The following is a 17,167-nucleotide window of genomic DNA, read 5'->3' on the forward strand; positions in this document are numbered from 1 at the left end:
AACATACCGCATCGGGTCATTTTTTGAGCAGCCCAGCCCGACTACCTGCCAGCCAGGTACCCCTGATAGTCGGGCACCTCCCGCTCGAATGCAGTTTCCATCAACGCAGACTGCACCATCATGTCCGCACTGCTGGAGTTGCAGGCCACCGGGATATTCCACACCGCCGCAATGCGCAGCAGCGCCTTTACATCCGGGTCGTGGGGCATGGGCTCAAACGGATCCCAAAAGAAGACCAGCAGATCGATTTCGCCCTGGCAGATTTTAGCCCCCAACTGCTGGTCCCCGCCCATCGGGCCGCTAAACAGCTTCTCCACCTGTAAACCGGTAGCAGCCTCAATCTTGCTGCCAGTCGTACCGGTGCCCAGCAGCTGGTGCCTCTGCAGCAGTTCCCGGTGACGACCACACCACTCGATCAGTGCGCCCTTGCGATTATCGTGGGCGACCAGCGCAACACGTTTACAGGCGGGCAGTGGCTGCGAAATAAATTCCATCCTGTCCTCGATACTATGATTTGTTTCTATATTACCGCGACGGTGCGGGGAGCCAAGCCGACGCTTCCGGCGATATCTTCGCATTCTACCCACAGCTGCGCCCGCAGGCTTCCTCCCCGCGGGAAATAATACCTCCCCCGGTCACACGGGCGAGTCCGGATCGCTATAATGCGCAGCTATTCGCACCAATTAAGGATGTTATGCAATGAGTGTCGGAGCCTGGGAGCCGGAAAAAGGCCCAAAAAAAGACAGCGCCAGCGAGGAAATCGATCGGGATCTGCTGCAACGGCTGATCTCCGCGGTGCAGTCGCCCGGACCGCTGCAAGACTCGCTGCAGCAAGACGATCAGCAGGCCGCCGGACTGATGCGCCTGCCGGCCCAGCGCTGGCTCGATGAGAGCGAACACTGGGATGGCGCGCAGCTGTGGGCATTGATTCAATTCTTTACGCTGGCGGAAATGCAGCTGCCCGGATGGGACGCGGGTGCAGAATCACCGGTAATTCCGCTCGCCAAAGCCCTGAGGCAGCGCAAGACACCACTCAGCCGGGAACAGCTGCTGTGGATCAAGCAAAACTCCGACAACCGCTACCTGCCCTACGGGCCTCTATAACCCCACTAACACCCACTGCCAGCCGAGTCGCCCGGCGATGCGCATTGCTCGCCGGCCACTCAACTGATGATGCCGGCGCTTGTTCAGAAACCCAGCCGTGATACAGCGCGCTTGCTGATTATCAACCGGCGCCGGATAGCGATGCACGTTTGTGCGGCCCTATCCCGATTCATGCACAGCGGCCGAGCAATCCGATTTGATCGCCACCCCCGGGCCCGGTTGCGACAAAACCTGTGCGCCCGGTTCTCGACCATCATTACACTGCACCGCAAATCTTTGCTTCGCAGCGCAGTTGATAATGACCGCGATGGCCGATCTGGTATTCAAAACCCAACTATTCGCAGCGCCCGGGAATCGGGCACGATATAAGGCCAGCTAAAAGCCGCAATAGCGGAGCATCAGTCCTGCAAGCGGAACAGTTGCCCGCGCAGTAACTCTGCGCTGCCGGGAGTGCGATAATTTCCCGGCAGGTGCCGCCAAAGTACAAAGCCCTCACTATCCAGCAACCACTGACTGGGGCGGGCGGCCTCGGAGAAAGTCGCTGACTGCGTCAGTGGCGCACCGCCCGGGGCAAGAAAAGCATCGTTTGCCGATTCGCCGGGAGCGAGTTGCAGGAACTCCAGTAGCGGCACTGCGGTAATCCAGCGCGACCAGCGCGAGGGCGGTTCCGCACTGCAGATCACCAGTCCGACGCCCCGCCTTTTTAACTCCGGCAGCAGTGCGGACAACTGCATCAGCAGTCCACGGCTATCAGCACAAAAGCTGCTGCGCAGAAATACCAGTAACAAACCATCGAAATTCCCCCGCCGTGCATGCTCCGCCGCACTCCAGTTTTTTCCGTCTGCTGTCACCAGACACGGAAAGCCAGCATCAAGCGCCGGCATCGCCGGGTGACGCAATGCACTGAGATGAAACAGGTAAACCAGCACGACAAACAGGTTGTAGATTGCCAGGTAAACCGGCTGCCCCTTTTCACTGTCGCTCAGTAGCGCAACTGCCACCCCTGTCAAAACTGCCGCAAATGCGGCGGGCTCGCGCTGCTCACCACGAAATTTCCACGGCCATAGAAAGCGCAGCAGCATCCAGATTGGCAGCGACCACGCATTTATCCAGAGCCCTACCCAGGCGATATCACCACTGCGGACAGTTTGAAAAATTGCCCAAAAACCGCAGCTCCAGAGCCAGACAAAAGCAATAGTGGTTAAAAAAACCTTAAATTTATTCATTACAGAGTAAAAATGCCCTTAAAACACTTGCAAACCAGCATATAAATAAGCTGCAATTAGCGCGATGATTTCCAGGGGCCTCTCTGTCAATTATTTTCTGCGATCAATCTTCGTTTAGTGCGACCCGAGTCGCCACTGCGCAGGTGGAGAGTAATTGACAGAGGTGCCCCTTCCTTCATCTACAACAATACTTACTACAGGGATATTTTATGGCTGCACGTAAAAAAAGTCAGAAGCCGGTTAACCCGATTGCCAAGATGCAAGCGGAACTGGACTCGCTGAAGTCCAAACTGGTACAGGCCCGCGCCAAGCAGGAAAAGGACGCGGCTTCAACCGCAGACAAGCTGTCTAAAGAGGCTGCCAAAGCGGCTGCCAAGGCCAAAACCGCTTCTGCCAAGGTAAAAGCGGTACGCGCCAAGAAGAAAACCGCTGCACAACAGAAGCAGCTGAAAGCGGCCCAGGCCGCGGCAGCTACCGCCAAGAAAACTGCAGATAGCGCCAAGGTTGCCGCTGCCGAGGCCAAGGCTCAGCTGGCTACCATCAAAGCAGAAAACAAGCTCGCCGCCCAGGTTGCCAAGGCCGTAGCCAAGGAAGAAGCTGCTGTAGCCAAGAAACTGGCCGCCGAAGCGAAGAAGAAAGCCGCTGCGGAAGCCAAGAAAGCCGCTGCTGCCGCTAAGAAGAAGGCTGCAGCTGACAAGAAGAAAGCTGCTGCCGCCAAGAAGAAAGCCGCTGCTGCCGCCAAGAAGAAAGCCGCTGCCGAGAAGAAGAAGGCCGCAGCTGCTGCGAAGAAAGCTGCCGCCAAAGCCAAGGCCGCTGCCAAGAAGGCTGCCGCCAAGACCAAGGCCGCTGCCAAGAAGAAGCCCGGCCGCCCGAAGAAGGCCGCTGCCAAAAAGGCTGCCGGTCGCCCGAAGAAGGCTGCCGCCAAGGCTGGAGCAAAGAAGGCTCCGGGCCGTCCGAAGAAAGCCGCTGCCAAAAAAGCTCCGGGTCGCCCGAAGAAGGCTGCTTCCGCCAAGCGCGGTCCCGGCCGTCCGAAGAAGGCCAAGTAACAGCGCCTTCCCTATCCGGCGAATCCTGTTTCGCCGATGCGCAAACCCCGGCTTTCGCCGGGGTTTGTCGTTATGGCGCCCGCCTGGCGTCATTCAGGCGCAGACGCTCAATCTGGTGGTCGCGCCCCAATTCAAAAACACAGTCTGCCCGCGCCGGCATTTCCGCGAGTAGATTCCGGGTAATCCGCTCGTAGTGCTGCACGAAGCGCTCCAGCTCGTCATCCGTCATGCCGCCGCCGCTGCGCGCGCGCAACTTATGCTCCTGAAGCTGCCGCCACTCCAGCACACAATCCATGTCCGGCACCTTCAACATCAGCAATACATCCAGGCGCGCGAATAGATCGCGGTAGGGCCCGGCGAGCTGGGCATTGATATAGTTGCGCCAGATACCATCGGCATCTTCCTGTCTTTCCAGCGCGTTGATGGGGGCATCCGCGTCTCGCCATGGCCTCGCCCCCACACACCAGCCCTCGAACAGCAGAATATCCACCGTTCCTCGGTGAACCGGCCAGTTGGCCCGTGACACCCGGTCATCGATGGACTTGTCGAACTGCGGAATCGGCGTCTCGCTGCCGGCTGTCCCATCACACAGCGCGGTGATGGTATCCATGCCCAGCTGTACATCGTGTGTGCCGGGCACCCCGCGGGTCTGCAGTAACGGATGTACTCGCCGAGCGAGTTCGCGGCGCTCCGCCTTGGTCAGGTATATATCGTCGAGTGAGAATCCCGCACTGCGCAGATCCATCTGCGCCCATACCAGCTGCAGAAACGCTGTCAGCGTGGATTTTCCGGATCCCTGACCGCCACAGATACCGACCACCAAGGTGCGGCCCTGGCGATGCTTCTCGGCCAGCCAGATTGCCAGAGGCAAATAATATTGCCCGATCAGCTGGTCAAAAGTATCCGGCAACTGGTGCGTGCGGATAAATTGATCGATATGCGGGCGCAGTCGCGCGGATAGTTCGGCGGCGCTGTCGGTTACCGGTTTGGGCCAGGTGTCTGTCATTGCTCGCGCGCCTTCTTGTAATAGTGGATATTAGGCCTGTTAGATGAGTGTAGGGGCGAACTCAGTGCCGCCCCCGACACCGTCATGCAAGACTCGTGCGCGTTTACCGGGTTCAGCCCTCTCCCCACTGGTTACCGCGAATTTGCGGCGGCAGCAAGCCGCGCAGCAACTCCCGCAGCCGCCCGGGCAACACCAGCATCACCGGCGTGACGATCAGCGTCAGCAGCGTGGAAAAGGTGAGACCATAGACAATCGCACTGGCCAGCTTGACCCAAAAGGAGGCAATGACGCCGGCCACCACCACGTTGCGCCCTACCATATCCACACTCACCCCCAATGCCAGTGGCAACAGCCCGAGAATGGTAGTGGCGGTAGTCAGGAAGACGGGTCGCAGGCGTTGGGCGGAAGCTTTCACCGCGGCCGCCGCAGGCGACAGTTCGGGCTCGCTGTTGCGCACAAAATTATAGGTGTCGATCAGCACGATATTGTTGTTCACGACGATACCGGCCAGCGCGACAATCCCTACGCCGGTCATGATCACACTGAAGGTGCTTTGCGTCACTAACAGGCCCAGCATAACGCCGAGCGTCGACATGACCACCGACGACAGGATCAGCAGCGACTGGTAAAAGCTGTTGAACTGGGTCACCAGCAGAATAAACATCAGAAACAGTGACAATAGGAAAGCCACGCCGAGGAAGGCCAGCGATTCATTCTGTTCCTCGTCGGCGCCGCGGAACAGCAGTTCCACACCGGGCGCCACCGGGTTTGCCTCGAGCCAGCTGCGGATCTCCCGCACCTTGTCGTCCGGCAGTACCCCCTCCTCGGCATCCGCCTTCACCTGCATGCGAGTAATACCGTCGATACGCTCGATCTTGTCTACCTTGGGCCTGGCCTCGGTGTGAACGAAGCTGCTGATCGGCACAGCGCCGCGGGGCGTATTGACCTTGAGTTGATCCAGCGCGGCAATACCGCGGGCAGTCGCCGGGTAGCGGATACGGATATCCACTTCCTCATCACTGTCGTCCGGGCGGTATTCAGCCATGCGTACGCCGTTAGTTACCAGTTGCACCGCCCGCCCGACATCGGTGAGATCGGCACCGTACAGGGCGGCCTTGGCCCGATCCACTTTCACTTCCCACTGAATCCCCGGCAAGGGCGCGGTATTGACGATATCCCGCAGCCCGTCGAATTCGTTTTCCAGCGCGCGGTGCAGGCGCCAGGTTTCCGCCAGCAAGCTAGCGTAATCCTGTGCGCGTAGTTCCAGCACTATATCCTTGCCCACAGGTGGGCCGCCCTCGAATACATTGGCGGTCACCTTGATGCCGGGGAAATCGGCCGTGCGTGCGCGAATATCGGCAAAAATATCGCGGCTGCGGCGCTCGCGCTGCTCCGCCGGCAACAGTTCAACCAGCATATTCGCAATCTGATCCGGCGCGCGGTCACTATTACCGGAAAGACCGCCGGAGCCGATCGCGGTATAGCCGACCCGTACTTCCGGCACCGCCAGCACCGCTCTTTCCACCTGTGCTACCAGGATTTTCTTTTCTTCTACCGACAGGTTGCCCTGCGCGCGAATCTCGACATTGCCATACTGCTCTTCGGTCTCAGTGAAAAACTCCACCCCGGCGCCAAAGCGGCCAAAGGCGATAAAAATGCCGAACAACACCAGTATGGTGGTGACAAATGCGCTCAGTGGCCGGCGCACGATGATTTCGAGAATGCGCGCGTACGTGCCGGTGATCCCCACGAGCCCGGTCGGGCGCCCTACTTCCAGTTGCTTCAGATACTGCCTGGTGGCGAGATCCAGGTTGCTCTTGCCAAACAGCGAGCCGAGTACCGGGGCGAAAAACAGCGCATACAGCAGCGAGCCAGCGAGCACCGCAAATACGGTCACCGGCAGATAGCGCATAAACTCGCCCACCACACCGGGCCAGAACATGATCGGCAGGAAGGCCGCCAGCGTGGTGCCGGTAGAGGCGACCACGGGCCAGAACATGCGCCGGACCGACAATACATAGGCGACGCGCGCCGACATCCCCTCGGCCATTTTGCGATCGGCGTACTCGGTGATGACGATGGAACCGTCGATCAGCATACCCAGTGCCAACAGCATGCCGAACATCACCATAAAGTTGAACGAATATCCCAGGTACCAGGTGATGATGGAACCGAACAGCAGCGAGAACGGAACGCCCAAACCCACCAGCATACCGGAGCGGAAGCCCAGCGCCGCCACCACGATAATCATCACCAGCAGCATCGCCGTGAGGATGTTGCCCTGCATTTCGCTGACCATGTCGCGCGCAAACTGGGACTGGTCGAATACGAAATTGACCTCGACCCCGCGCGGCAGATATTGCAGTTCTTCCTGCACTACCGCGCGCACCGCGTCGGCGACAGTCACCGAACTGGCGTCGCTGCGCTTTTCTACATTGATGGCGAGACCCGGACGGCCATTGACACTGGTGTAGCTGGACGCGTCCTTGAAAGTGCGGCGAATGTCGGTGACATCCCCCAGGGTGACCACGCCATCGGCGGAGCTTTTCAGCGGAATCTGGTAGACATCCTGCGCCGTCTCGATCAGGCCGGGCACCTTCACCGAGAAACGTCCACGGCTGGTTTCCAGTTCGCCGGCCGGGATCAACAGGTTGTTGCCGAGTACCGCGCTGATCAGCTGGCCGCTGGTGATCTGGTAGTGCTCCAGGCGTACCGGGTCAATGGTCGCCTCCACCACTTCCTCGCGATTGCCGCGCAGGTCGGCACTGAGCACATCGCCAATATTTTCGATTTTGCGCTTCAGGTGCTGGGCACTCTGCAGCAGAACACGCTCACTGATCCGCTCACCGGCAAGGGTGACGACGATAGACGGAAATGGCTGCGCCGCGGCCTCCTCGACCACCGGTTCCTCCGCGTCCCGCGGCAGCTCCGCCTTGGCGCGATCCACGGCATTGCGCACTTCATCCACGGCCTCATCCACGTCGACGGACGAATCGAATTCGATCACCAGGTAAGCAAGCGACTCGCGCGCCGTCGAGATCACCTCCTCGACGCCTTCCAGGGCACGAACTTCCTGTTCCAGCGGCCGCACCAGCAGGCGCACACCGTCTTCCGGAGAAATACCCTCGTGGGCCACCCGCACAATGACAAATGGGGGATTGACCTCCGGGCTGGACTCCACCGTCATGGCCGCACGTGCCGCCAGGCCAACAAATACGATCAACAACATCAGGCTGAGGGTGCTGCGGTAGCGGTCTATGGCGCTATCCAGTAATTTCATTGCACCAGTTCCTCACGCGGCGATGCCACCTGTTCCGCAACTGGCACAACGGCCGCTGCGGGCGGCTCTGCATGCTGGCTGGGAGCGGGCAGATCGCTCTCCAGCTGTTCCAGCTCAACCTGCACGATTTCTCCGGGCGTGACGTATTCCTGGCCGACGGTAATCAGTGTGGCCTGTTGCGGCAGTCCGCTCACCCAGATACCGCTCTCGCCATCGCCGACCAGCTGTACATTGGCGAAGTGCACCCGGTTTTCCGCATCGAGAATACGAACTCCCAGATCGCCGCGGTCGTCGAGCGTCAACAGAGAGGAATTGATACGGTGGGCCATGATTTCGCCGGTGGGCAGTGCCAGTCTGCCACTGAGTCCTGCGCGCAAGGCGCCCGACGCATTGTCGACGGCCACTTCCACCCGATAGGCCCGGGTAATTTCATGGGCCTGCTGGCTGATATAACGGAGGCTGCCCTGAACCAGCTGCCCCTGTTGCAACTGCGCGCTGGCAGGACCACCGGGCATCAGGTTGCCGACCTGGGACTCGGAAACCTCCCCCACCACCAGGATCGGATCCAGATCCAGCAGCGTGGCGCACTCCTCACCGCGACGGATATAGTCGCCCAGCTCCACAGCGCGACTGTTGACCACACCGGCGAATGGAGCGCGGATCTGCAGGTTGTCCACTGCCACTTCGGCACGCCGGTAGTCTGCGCGCGCATGGGCCAGGGCCACCTCCTGCTGGGCCATGGCGGTATCGGACTGCAAGCCTTTTTTCTGCAGGCGCTGGGCACCGGCATAGTCCAGCTCCGCTTTGCGCAGCGCCGCCCGGGCACGGTCAAGCTGCTCCGGACGATCCTCCGGGTCGATCAGGCAGATCACCTCGCCTTTTTTGACCGCGCGGCCCTCGGCCACCGGCAATCCGACGATGGCCCCGTCCAGTTCCGCCCGCAGCCGCACGCTGCGGTTTGCCTCGGTGTGGCCATTGACCAGCACCCGGGTAGCATAGGGCTGCGCCTCAATACGCCGCGCCTGAATCCGGATTGCCTCACCGGCAGCCACCACCGGTGCTGCGGCACCCGGCTCGGGATCCCGCGGATCACCGGAACCAAGCAGTCCACTCAACAACCACATGACCGCCAGCGCGGCGACAACAGTAGCCACGCGATAATTGCGCTGGCGCCAGAAGGATGCAAAAAAACTCATACCCAAAAATCCGTGCGGAGGGAATTCAACCAATGAGGAATGCCGAGCAAGCGCCGAAACCTCCGTATCCCGGCAGAGGGCAAATTGTAGACGCAGCGCAATTTTTACGCAGTGGCGATTTCTGTCGGAATATGAAATTCGCAAGCGAGAAATCGCCACCCAAAGGGTTATATCGTCGCATTGCGACAGGAATACGACGCTTTACCAGAAATGGATGAGTAAGGTGCACCCTGATGGCAGGTCGCGGGGGGAGTCTGCCGGAGCGAATTGAGATTCACCCCGACAGGTGGTTGTGAAGGAAATCAGGAGAGCATCGACTCGAGGAAGTCGGACATGTCGGAGTCTTCGTCCATCAGTTCACCAGTGCCGAATTCGACGTTCCAGTCGAGCAGGATCCGGGCCAGCGCCCGCGCCTGGTCCGCCAGTGCCAGTAACTCCTCGCGGCAGTTCTTCGGCCCCGTATACAATTTGAGCTTGCGGTGGCTGTCCGCCAGCTGGTGGCTCGGATACTTGGAGCGATAGACCTCCAGCTTCCAGCGCAGCGAGTGCACCATATTGCGATAAAATACCAGCTTGGTGGGCAGCTGCAGCAGGGAAAAATCGTCCAGATCGCCGAACAGTGTGCAATCCAGGCCAAGTACCTGAATATCCCGGCTTGACGGCGCCGCAACGATGGTCGCGCTGCGCGGTTCGGCGAGCAGCATCGACAGATCCCCAAAGACCTCTCCCGGTCGAATAACCGCCAGCGGGCGCTCGGCACCGAGCGCGCCGCCCTCCGTGCCATCGACATGCACGTGCAGTTCCCCGCGCAGCAGGAAATAAACCCACTGATCCACATCACCGGCGCGCAACAAATGCTCCCCTGCCTGCAGTCCTACCAGTCGGGAGCGTTTCAATAACACATCGTACTGCCATTCACTGGTGGCGCGAATGTCACGAAAAAGATGAATGACATTGAGCAGACGATCCACGGCGTCCCGCGGACAGTCACTGAGTGGCTTTATATCCATTCGCTACTTAAAAATTAGTGAAATTTTTTCTACTTCGGGCGGAACCGCTGCCGAAGCCACTTAAAAAGAAGATATTTAAACAATACCAATCTACCGCATTCTATCGGCGGTGTGACCACTGTCTTCACCGAGATTCCTCGAAATTGGAAAAACGAGACATTCTACTTGTTTCAGGGTTGAACTCCATTGCAGTTACAGTAGAGTTAGGCACAGTTCAGGTTAATTTGGGCGGTAGTGCCAGGCAGGCAGTGCACTTTTTAATCTGACCGGCGCGCCTCGGGGGAGGGGGCGCCACAAATCTTATCCGCCGGATTCTTCCCATCCGGAAATAAAGACACCGCAAAACAATGAAACCGATAAAATTTGTCATCGCACTTCTGGTGTTTGCGACAGCCTTATCCGCACAAGCCGAACCACTGCTGAACGGACTCGCGCTGGAGCAGCAATTCAACAAGGACCGTTACATCGCCGCGCTGTATTCAGACACCCTGGGTAGCAGTGCCAGTGTATTGCTCGACAATAATACAACCCGGCGTCTAGAAGTGCGCGTTGTCGCCGAAAGTCTGTCCGCACGACGCTTCCGCAACCAGTGGATGGAAGGTATCGCCATCAACAACCCGGGTGACACCCTGAGCAATCAGGCCGACAACATGGTGACCTTCGCCAACCTGTTCAAGGGTCGCCTTCTCAACGGCGATCAACTGGCGATCGACTTCGAAGGTAATTCCGGTATCACGACTGTCTCCCTGAATGGCATTGGCCTCGGCAAGATCCGCGACCGCGACTTCTTCAACACGCTGCTGCGCGCCTGGATCGGCCCGGTACCGCCTTCCAGCGATTTCCGTGATGGCCTGCTGGTGGCCGGCCAGGTACCCGCCGGTCTGCGTGCCAATTACGAGCTGCTCAAGCCAAGCAGCCAGCGCATCGCCCAGGTGACCGCCCAGGTTTCGCAAGCGGAGGAGGAGCCGGTGGCAGAGCAACAGGTGGCCACCACACAATCCGCCGCAAAGCCTGAGCCCACCAAGCCCAAGCTGGCCGCCGAGATTCCGCCACCCACCCTTGCCGCCATCGGCAGCAAGCCCGAGGCTGCCGCCAAAGCGGCTGCCCCGGCCAAGCCCAAACCGCAACCGGCCAAGGTTGCCGCGAAGCGCAGCGCGCCGTCGCAGGTAGCAGAAGACGAGGACGACGATGAAGCGCCGCTGACGGCGGACATGATCCTGGCCCGGCAGATCTACCATTCAATGCTGCTGCGCCACACGTTCAAGTACATTCGCTATCCGAAGCGTGCCCAGGAGCGCGGCCAGGAAGGCAGCGTGCGCCTGAACGTGACCATCGACTCCAACGGCCGCGTGCAAGAAGTGGAAACCCTGCAGGAATCCCGCTATGCCAGCCTCAACCGCGAAGCCCGCGAAGCTGTCGAGCGCGCCGGCCCCTATCCGGCCGCGCCGCCGCAGCTGGCCCGCAACAACTACCGCTTCTCGGTGCCGATCACCTTCCGCCTGCCGGACTGATCTGCTCCCTGAACGCCAACGAAGCCCCGCACCCGCGGGGCTTTTTGTTTACCCATCTGGCCTTTTATCGCGAACAGGCTCCCGCTAACCGCAGCCCGGTTGCCCCCCAAGGGCGCAACGACTTACTATGGCTGCGGAATAATCAGCCCAACAAAGGCCAACAATGAATAAATTACTGCTATCTCTCGCCATCGCCGGCATAGTGGCCGGCTGCTCCAAGTCTGAAGCGCCGCAAACCCAACAGAGCGCCAACGATACCGCTACTAGCGCCGCGGTACAGCAGGCAGAGCTCGGTTCCGGCATCGACCTCGAGGCCATGGACACCGACGTTCGCCCGCAGGACGATTTCTTCGCTTACGTCAACGGCACCTGGCTGCAGAACACCGAGATTCCCGCAGACAAGTCGCGCTGGGGCGGCTTCTCGATCCTGCGCGACAAGAGCACCGAGCAGGTCAAGGCACTGATCATGGAAGCCGGCGAGAACGCCAGCAGCACCGGTGCCAAGCAGATCGGCGATCTGTACAACAGCTTCATGAATGAAAAGCTGATTGAGGAAAAAGGCCTGGCGGCGCTCAAAAGCGAGCTCGCTAAGGTGGATGCGATCAAAACCCGCACCGACCTGACCGATTATTTCGCCTACGCCGACACTGTTGGCTACGACGCCCCCTTCGGCGCCTTCATTTATCAGGACATGAAGGATGTGGAGAACTACATCGCCTTCATGTGGCAGGCCGGCCTCGGTCTCCCCGACCGCGACTACTACTTCGACGACTCCGAAAAGGGCCAGAAGCTGCAGCAGGCCTACATGGACTACCTGGTAAAAGTACAGCAGCTGGCCGGCCTGGAAGAGGCCAAGGGCTATGCGGACAAGATCTACGCACTGGAAAAAAGCCTGGCCGAACATCACCGTTCGCGGGTCGACAACCGCGATCCGGACAAGTACTTCAACAAAAAATCCGTACAGGAACTGGCCGAGCTGATGCCGGATGTTGACTGGGACAGCTACCTGCCCAAGGCCATGCTGGACAAGGCCGACAATATCGTCGTCGGTCAGCCGGAATACCTGCAGGCCGCCAACGACGTCATTGCCGACACTGACATGGCTACCTGGCGCCGTTACCTGAAAGTCAAGGTAATGGGCTCCATGGCCCCGTACATGCACAGCGAGCTGGCCCAGGCACACTTCGACTTCTACAGCACCGCGGTGCGCGGCGTCGAGCAGATGGAGCCGCGCTGGAAGCGCGCCGTACAGTTCGTCAACGGTTCCGTCGGTGAACTGGTGGGCAAGCGCTATGTGGAAAAACACTTCCCGCCGGAAGCCAAGGCGCGCATGGTCGAACTGGTGGACAACCTGAAGGCGGCCTACCGCGAATCCATCGAGTCCCTGCAGTGGATGGGTGAAGAGACCAAGAAGGAGGCGCTGGACAAGCTGGCCAACTTCACCACCAAGATCGGCTATCCGGACAAGTGGCGCGACTACAGCGACCTGGAAGTAAGCGCCGACGACCTGGTGGGCAACGTGCTGGCAGCCAACCTGTTTGAAACCAGCTACGAGCGCGGCAAACTGGGCAAACCACTCGACCGCACCGAGTGGGGCATGTCGCCGCAGACGGTCAATGCCTATTACAACCCGGCGATGAACGAGATCGTATTCCCCGCCGCCATTCTGCAGCCGCCGTTCTTCAACATGCAGGCCGACGACGCAGTCAACTACGGCGGTATCGGCGGTGTGATCGGTCACGAAATCGGTCACGGTTTCGACGACAAGGGCAGCAAGTTCGACGGCAAGGGCTACCTGAACAACTGGTGGACCGACTCCGACCGTGAAAACTTCGAGCACCTGACCGGCAAGCTGGTAGCGCAGTACAACGGCTATGAACCGATCGACGGCGAGCACATCAACGGTGAGCTGACCCTCGGTGAAAACATCGGCGACCTGTCCGGTCTCGGCATCGCCTACAAGGCCTACAAGATGTCTCTCGATGGCCAGGAAGCGCCGATTATCGACGGCTTTACCGGCGACCAGCGCCTGTTCATGGGCTGGGCCCAGGTGTGGCGCAGCAAGATCCGCGACGAGGCCCTCAGTGAGCGTCTGAAGACAGACCCGCACTCCCCGGCCGAGTATCGCGTGAAGGGCGTGCTGCCCAACATCTCCGCGTTCTATACCGCTTTCGAAGTCCAGGAAGGCGACGGTATGTACCTGCCGGAGGAAGAGCGCGTGGTGATCTGGTAAGTCGCCGGATCCCCGTCTCAGAAAAGCCCCGCCCTGCGGGGCTTTTTTGTGTGTGCGGTTACAGTCCTTCAAGAGGCGCAGATACGGCGTTCAAATCGACTACGAATTGCACCGCACGCGTTATGCTTTGCCACTGTCCTTGTGTCAGTAGTCATACCAGCCCTAATCATGGGAGCGCCAGCCGATGCCGGAATCCGTGGATCAGTTCATCCAGTGGGTGGAATCCCGCAACCCGCACGAGCCCGAATTTATCCAGGCAGTGCAGGATCTCACCTGCGATGTATTCGATCTTTACACGGGCACCGAAGCCTGGCGCGACGCAGCAGTACTCGAACGACTCAGCGAGCCAGACCGCACTATTTCTTTCCGGGTCTGCTGGGAGGATGACGAGGGTAATGTGCACGTCAATCGCGGCTGGCGCGTGCAGTACTGCGGCGTCATCGGCCCCTACAAGGGCGGTATTCGCTTTCACCCATCTGTGAACGAATCGATCCTCAAATTTCTCGCGTTCGAACAGACCTTCAAGAATGCCCTCACCGGACTCCCTATCGGCGGCGGCAAGGGGGGCTCCGATTTCAATCCGCGCGGCCGCTCCGATCGCGAAATCATGCGTTTCTGCCAGGCCTTCATGAACGAACTGTACCGGCATATCGGCGAGAATACCGACGTACCCGCCGGCGACATCAACGTCGGCCGCCGCGAGATTGGTTATTTATTCGGTCAGTACCGCCGCCTGGCCAATACCTTCAGCGGCGCTCTCACCGGTAAAGATATCGAGTTTGGCGGCAGTCATGTGCGGATGGAGGCCACCGGTTACGGCTTGATTTTTTTCCTCCGCTGCATGCTCAGCCAGCAGGATGAAGACCTCAAGGGCAAGCGCGTCGCCATCTCCGGCGCCGGCAATGTGGCCCTGCACGCGGCACAGAAAGCGATCGAACTGGGAGCCACGGTCATTACCCTCTCCTCCAGCAAGGGCACCCTGTTCAATACAGACGGTATCCCCGCAGAGCAGGTGGACAAGGCCATCGAACACCGCGGCGGCTCCACAAAAATCTTGCAACATATTCAGGAAACTTCGGGCGGTGAGTGGCGCGACAACTGCAAACCCTGGCAGACCCCATGCGATATTGCCCTGCCTTGTGCCACGCAAAATGAACTCGACGAGGACGATGCAAAGTCACTGGCCGCTAATGGCACCCGCTTCGTGGCCGAGGGAGCAAATATGCCGTGCACGGCCGCCGCGGTGCGGCTACTGCGCGAACGGCGTATCATCCACGCTCCCGGCAAGGCCTCCAACGCCGGCGGCGTGGCACTGTCCGGCCTCGAAATGGCCCAGAATGCCTCCTTCACCCGCTGGGAAGAGGAGCGCCTGTGCGAGGAACTCGTCGATATCATGCAGGCGATCCATCGCCAGTGCCTCGAGAACACCGAAGCGCAGGACGGCTATCTCAATTATCACGAGGGCGCCAACCTCGCCGCGTTCCAGCGGGTCGCAAGGGGTCTGGTCGCCCAGGGCGTCGGCTGAAGCGGTTCAGTTGCACATTGCGGATGCGGTAACGACAGCGGAGCACAACTCGCGTCAACCGCGCATAAATCGCGTACTATTGGGGCCATAAAAAAGACGGAGATCCAGCCATGGCCCACAATCAGTTCGAGCTTCTGGCCAGCCGCCGCTTTCTGCCATTTTTCCTGACCCAGTTTCTCGGCGCCTTCAACGACAATGTGTTCAAGAATGCACTGATCGTGATGATCGCCTTTCGCCTCGCCGCCAGTGAGGCCAACGCGCTGATCAATCTGGCCGCGGGCTTGTTTATCCTGCCGTTCTTCCTGTTTTCCGCCACCGCCGGGCAGCTGGCCGATAAATACGACAAAAGCCGCCTGATCCGCCTGATCAAACTGGCGGAAATCGGCATCGGCGCCTTTGGCGTCGCGGCACTGGTCAGCGGCAACAATGCCCTGTGCCTCAGCGTACTGTTTCTGCTCGGCGTGCAATCGGCCTTCTTCGGCCCGGTGAAGTACGCAATCCTGCCGCAACACTTGAAGAAATCCGAACTGGTGGGCGGCAACGCGCTGGTGGAGATGGGCACCTTCGTCGCTATTCTCGGCGGCACCATCGTCGGCGGTTTGCTGGCGGGCATGACCGATGCCGGGGAGAACGGCATCCTCTACCTCGCTCTGGTGATAATGGGGGCGGCGATGTGCGGCTATATGGCCAGCCGCGCCATCCCCAGGGCCACGGCTCCCGCGCCGGAACTGAAGATCAACTTCAATCCGGCCACACAGACTATGCGCGTACTGCGCGAAGCCGCCAAAACGCCGGCCGTTTTCTACGCGATTATCGGTATCTCCTGGTTCTGGCTGCAGGGTGCCGCCTACCTGACACAGATTCCGAGCTTTACCAAGAACGTACTCGGTGGCAGCGAATCGCTGGTAACCCTGCTGCTGTGCGCCTTTACCATCGGCGTCGCACTGGGCTCCCTGCTGTGCGAGCGCCTCTCCGGCGGCCGCATCGAGCTGGGGCTGGTACCGCTTGGTGCCGCCGGGCTGACACTGTCGGGTATTGTCCTCGGCGCCGTCGGCAGCAGCTTCACACCGCTGGTCGAACCAACCCTGGCCAATTTCTGGATCAGCGAAGGTTCGCTGTCGATTCTCACCTGCCTGACCCTGATCGGTATCTTCGGTGGTTTCTACATAGTGCCCCTCTACGCGATGATGCAGGAGCGCTCCGAGGCATCGATCCGCGCGCGCATCATTTCCGTCAACAATGTACTGAACGCGCTGTTCATGGTGATCGCCGCGATACTGGGCATCATCTTCCTGAACCTGTTGCAGGCGACCATTCCCCAGTTCTTCATGATCATCGCCGTGATGAACGCGGCCGTGGCAATCTTCGTGTTCAGCAAGGTACCGGAATTCGCCATGCGCCTGCTGATCTGGCTGTTGTCGCATACCATGTACCGGGTAAAACACGAGGGGCTCGAGCAGATTCCCGCCGAGGGCCCGGCAATCATCGCCTGCAACCACGTAAGCTACGTGGACGCCCTGCTGCTGGCCGGTGCGGTGCGCCGCCCGATTCGCTTCATTATGTACAAGCCGATTTACGAGATTCCGGTACTGCACTTTATCTTCCGCACTGGTCGCGCGATTCCGATCTGCTCCAAACAGAAGGATCCGCAGGGCTATGCCCGCGCATTTGAAGAGATCGAGCAGGGGCTGAAAGATGGCGACCTGCTGTGTATTTTCCCCGAGGGCCAGCTGACCAAGGACGGGGAAATGCAGCCGTTTAAGGCCGGCATCGAGAAAATTCTGCAAAGAAACCCGGTGCCGGTGATTCCAATGGCGCTGCGCGGTCTCTGGGGCAGCTTCTTCAGCCACAAGGGCGGCAACGCCTTTACTACCTGGCCGAAGAGATTCTGGTCCCGGGTGAGCGTAGTGGCCGGTAAGCCACTGGATGCCGGCACGGCCAAGCCGGATCACCTGCAGCAGGTAGTTCTCGGCTTACGGGGCGAACAACTCTAACTACACGGCTATGACAACAGCACTCCGTTGTCGCCG

12 protein-coding genes are annotated in these 17,167 nt (G+C 59.8%); 6 read left to right on the forward strand and 6 right to left on the reverse strand.

What is annotated here, in order from left to right; translation table 11 throughout:
- Positions 1 to 41: 41 nt before the first annotated feature.
- Entirely contained in the window at positions 42 to 494 is a 453-nt protein-coding gene (locus tag BLW36_RS14330; RefSeq protein ID WP_091390030.1) for a methylglyoxal synthase, read from the reverse strand.
- Positions 495 to 699: 205 nt separating this feature from the next.
- On the opposite strand from BLW36_RS14330, the gene BLW36_RS14335 reads away from it, so the two are divergent.
- Positions 700 to 1,104: a hypothetical protein gene (locus BLW36_RS14335; RefSeq protein WP_091390033.1), complete on the forward strand. Its 405-nt coding sequence runs from the start codon at positions 700 to 702 to the stop codon at positions 1,102 to 1,104.
- A gap of 398 nt (positions 1,105 to 1,502) precedes the next feature.
- Here BLW36_RS14335 and BLW36_RS14340 read toward each other — a convergent pair whose 3' ends face one another.
- Positions 1,503 to 2,105, reverse strand: a complete 603-nt coding sequence (locus BLW36_RS14340) for a redoxin domain-containing protein (protein WP_139304911.1) — start codon at positions 2,103 to 2,105, stop codon at positions 1,503 to 1,505.
- Positions 2,106 to 2,539: 434 nt separating this feature from the next.
- Here BLW36_RS14340 and BLW36_RS14345 point away from each other — a divergent pair, with 434 nt between their 5' ends.
- Positions 2,540 to 3,376 (forward strand): hypothetical protein, encoded by an 837-nt coding sequence (locus tag BLW36_RS14345; RefSeq protein WP_091390039.1) that lies wholly within the window; start codon positions 2,540 to 2,542, stop codon positions 3,374 to 3,376.
- Between the two features lie 70 nt (positions 3,377 to 3,446).
- Here the strand turns inward: BLW36_RS14345 and BLW36_RS14350 are convergent, their stop codons facing one another.
- From BLW36_RS14350 to BLW36_RS14365, 4 genes are all read right to left on the reverse strand, one after another.
- The gene (locus BLW36_RS14350; protein WP_211567210.1) at positions 3,447 to 4,382 is read right to left on the reverse strand and encodes a phosphoribulokinase; all 936 of its coding nucleotides are present in this window, start codon (positions 4,380 to 4,382) and stop codon (positions 3,447 to 3,449) included.
- A 112-nt stretch (positions 4,383 to 4,494) separates the two neighbouring features.
- The gene (locus tag BLW36_RS14355) at positions 4,495 to 7,662 is read right to left on the reverse strand and encodes an efflux RND transporter permease subunit (protein WP_091390042.1); all 3,168 of its coding nucleotides are present in this window, start codon (positions 7,660 to 7,662) and stop codon (positions 4,495 to 4,497) included.
- The gene (locus BLW36_RS14360) at positions 7,659 to 8,858 is read right to left on the reverse strand and encodes an efflux RND transporter periplasmic adaptor subunit (RefSeq protein ID WP_091390045.1); all 1,200 of its coding nucleotides are present in this window, start codon (positions 8,856 to 8,858) and stop codon (positions 7,659 to 7,661) included. Before BLW36_RS14360 ends, BLW36_RS14355 begins: the two co-directional genes overlap by 4 nt.
- Before the next feature lie 302 nt (positions 8,859 to 9,160).
- Complete coding sequence (locus tag BLW36_RS14365) at positions 9,161 to 9,868, reverse strand: cyclic nucleotide-binding domain-containing protein (RefSeq protein WP_091390049.1); 708 nt, start codon at positions 9,866 to 9,868, stop codon at positions 9,161 to 9,163.
- A 347-nt stretch (positions 9,869 to 10,215) separates the two neighbouring features.
- Between BLW36_RS14365 and BLW36_RS14370 the strand changes: the two genes are divergently transcribed.
- The 4 genes from BLW36_RS14370 (at position 10,216) to BLW36_RS14385 (ending at position 17,131) form a co-directional block, all read left to right on the forward strand.
- Positions 10,216 to 11,379, forward strand: a complete 1,164-nt coding sequence (locus BLW36_RS14370; RefSeq protein ID WP_091390052.1) for a TonB family protein — start codon at positions 10,216 to 10,218, stop codon at positions 11,377 to 11,379.
- A gap of 163 nt (positions 11,380 to 11,542) precedes the next feature.
- Positions 11,543 to 13,612, forward strand: a complete 2,070-nt coding sequence (locus BLW36_RS14375; protein ID WP_091390056.1) for a M13 family metallopeptidase — start codon at positions 11,543 to 11,545, stop codon at positions 13,610 to 13,612.
- A 184-nt stretch (positions 13,613 to 13,796) separates the two neighbouring features.
- Entirely contained in the window at positions 13,797 to 15,137 is a 1,341-nt protein-coding gene (gene gdhA, locus BLW36_RS14380) for an NADP-specific glutamate dehydrogenase (RefSeq protein WP_091390060.1), read from the forward strand.
- 110 nt (positions 15,138 to 15,247) lie between these two features.
- The gene (locus tag BLW36_RS14385; RefSeq protein ID WP_091390062.1) at positions 15,248 to 17,131 is read left to right on the forward strand and encodes an MFS transporter; all 1,884 of its coding nucleotides are present in this window, start codon (positions 15,248 to 15,250) and stop codon (positions 17,129 to 17,131) included.
- The last annotated feature ends 36 nt before the right edge of the window (positions 17,132 to 17,167 follow it).

The organism is Microbulbifer marinus (assembly GCF_900107725.1).
Taxonomy (GTDB): domain Bacteria; phylum Pseudomonadota; class Gammaproteobacteria; order Pseudomonadales; family Cellvibrionaceae; genus Microbulbifer; species Microbulbifer marinus.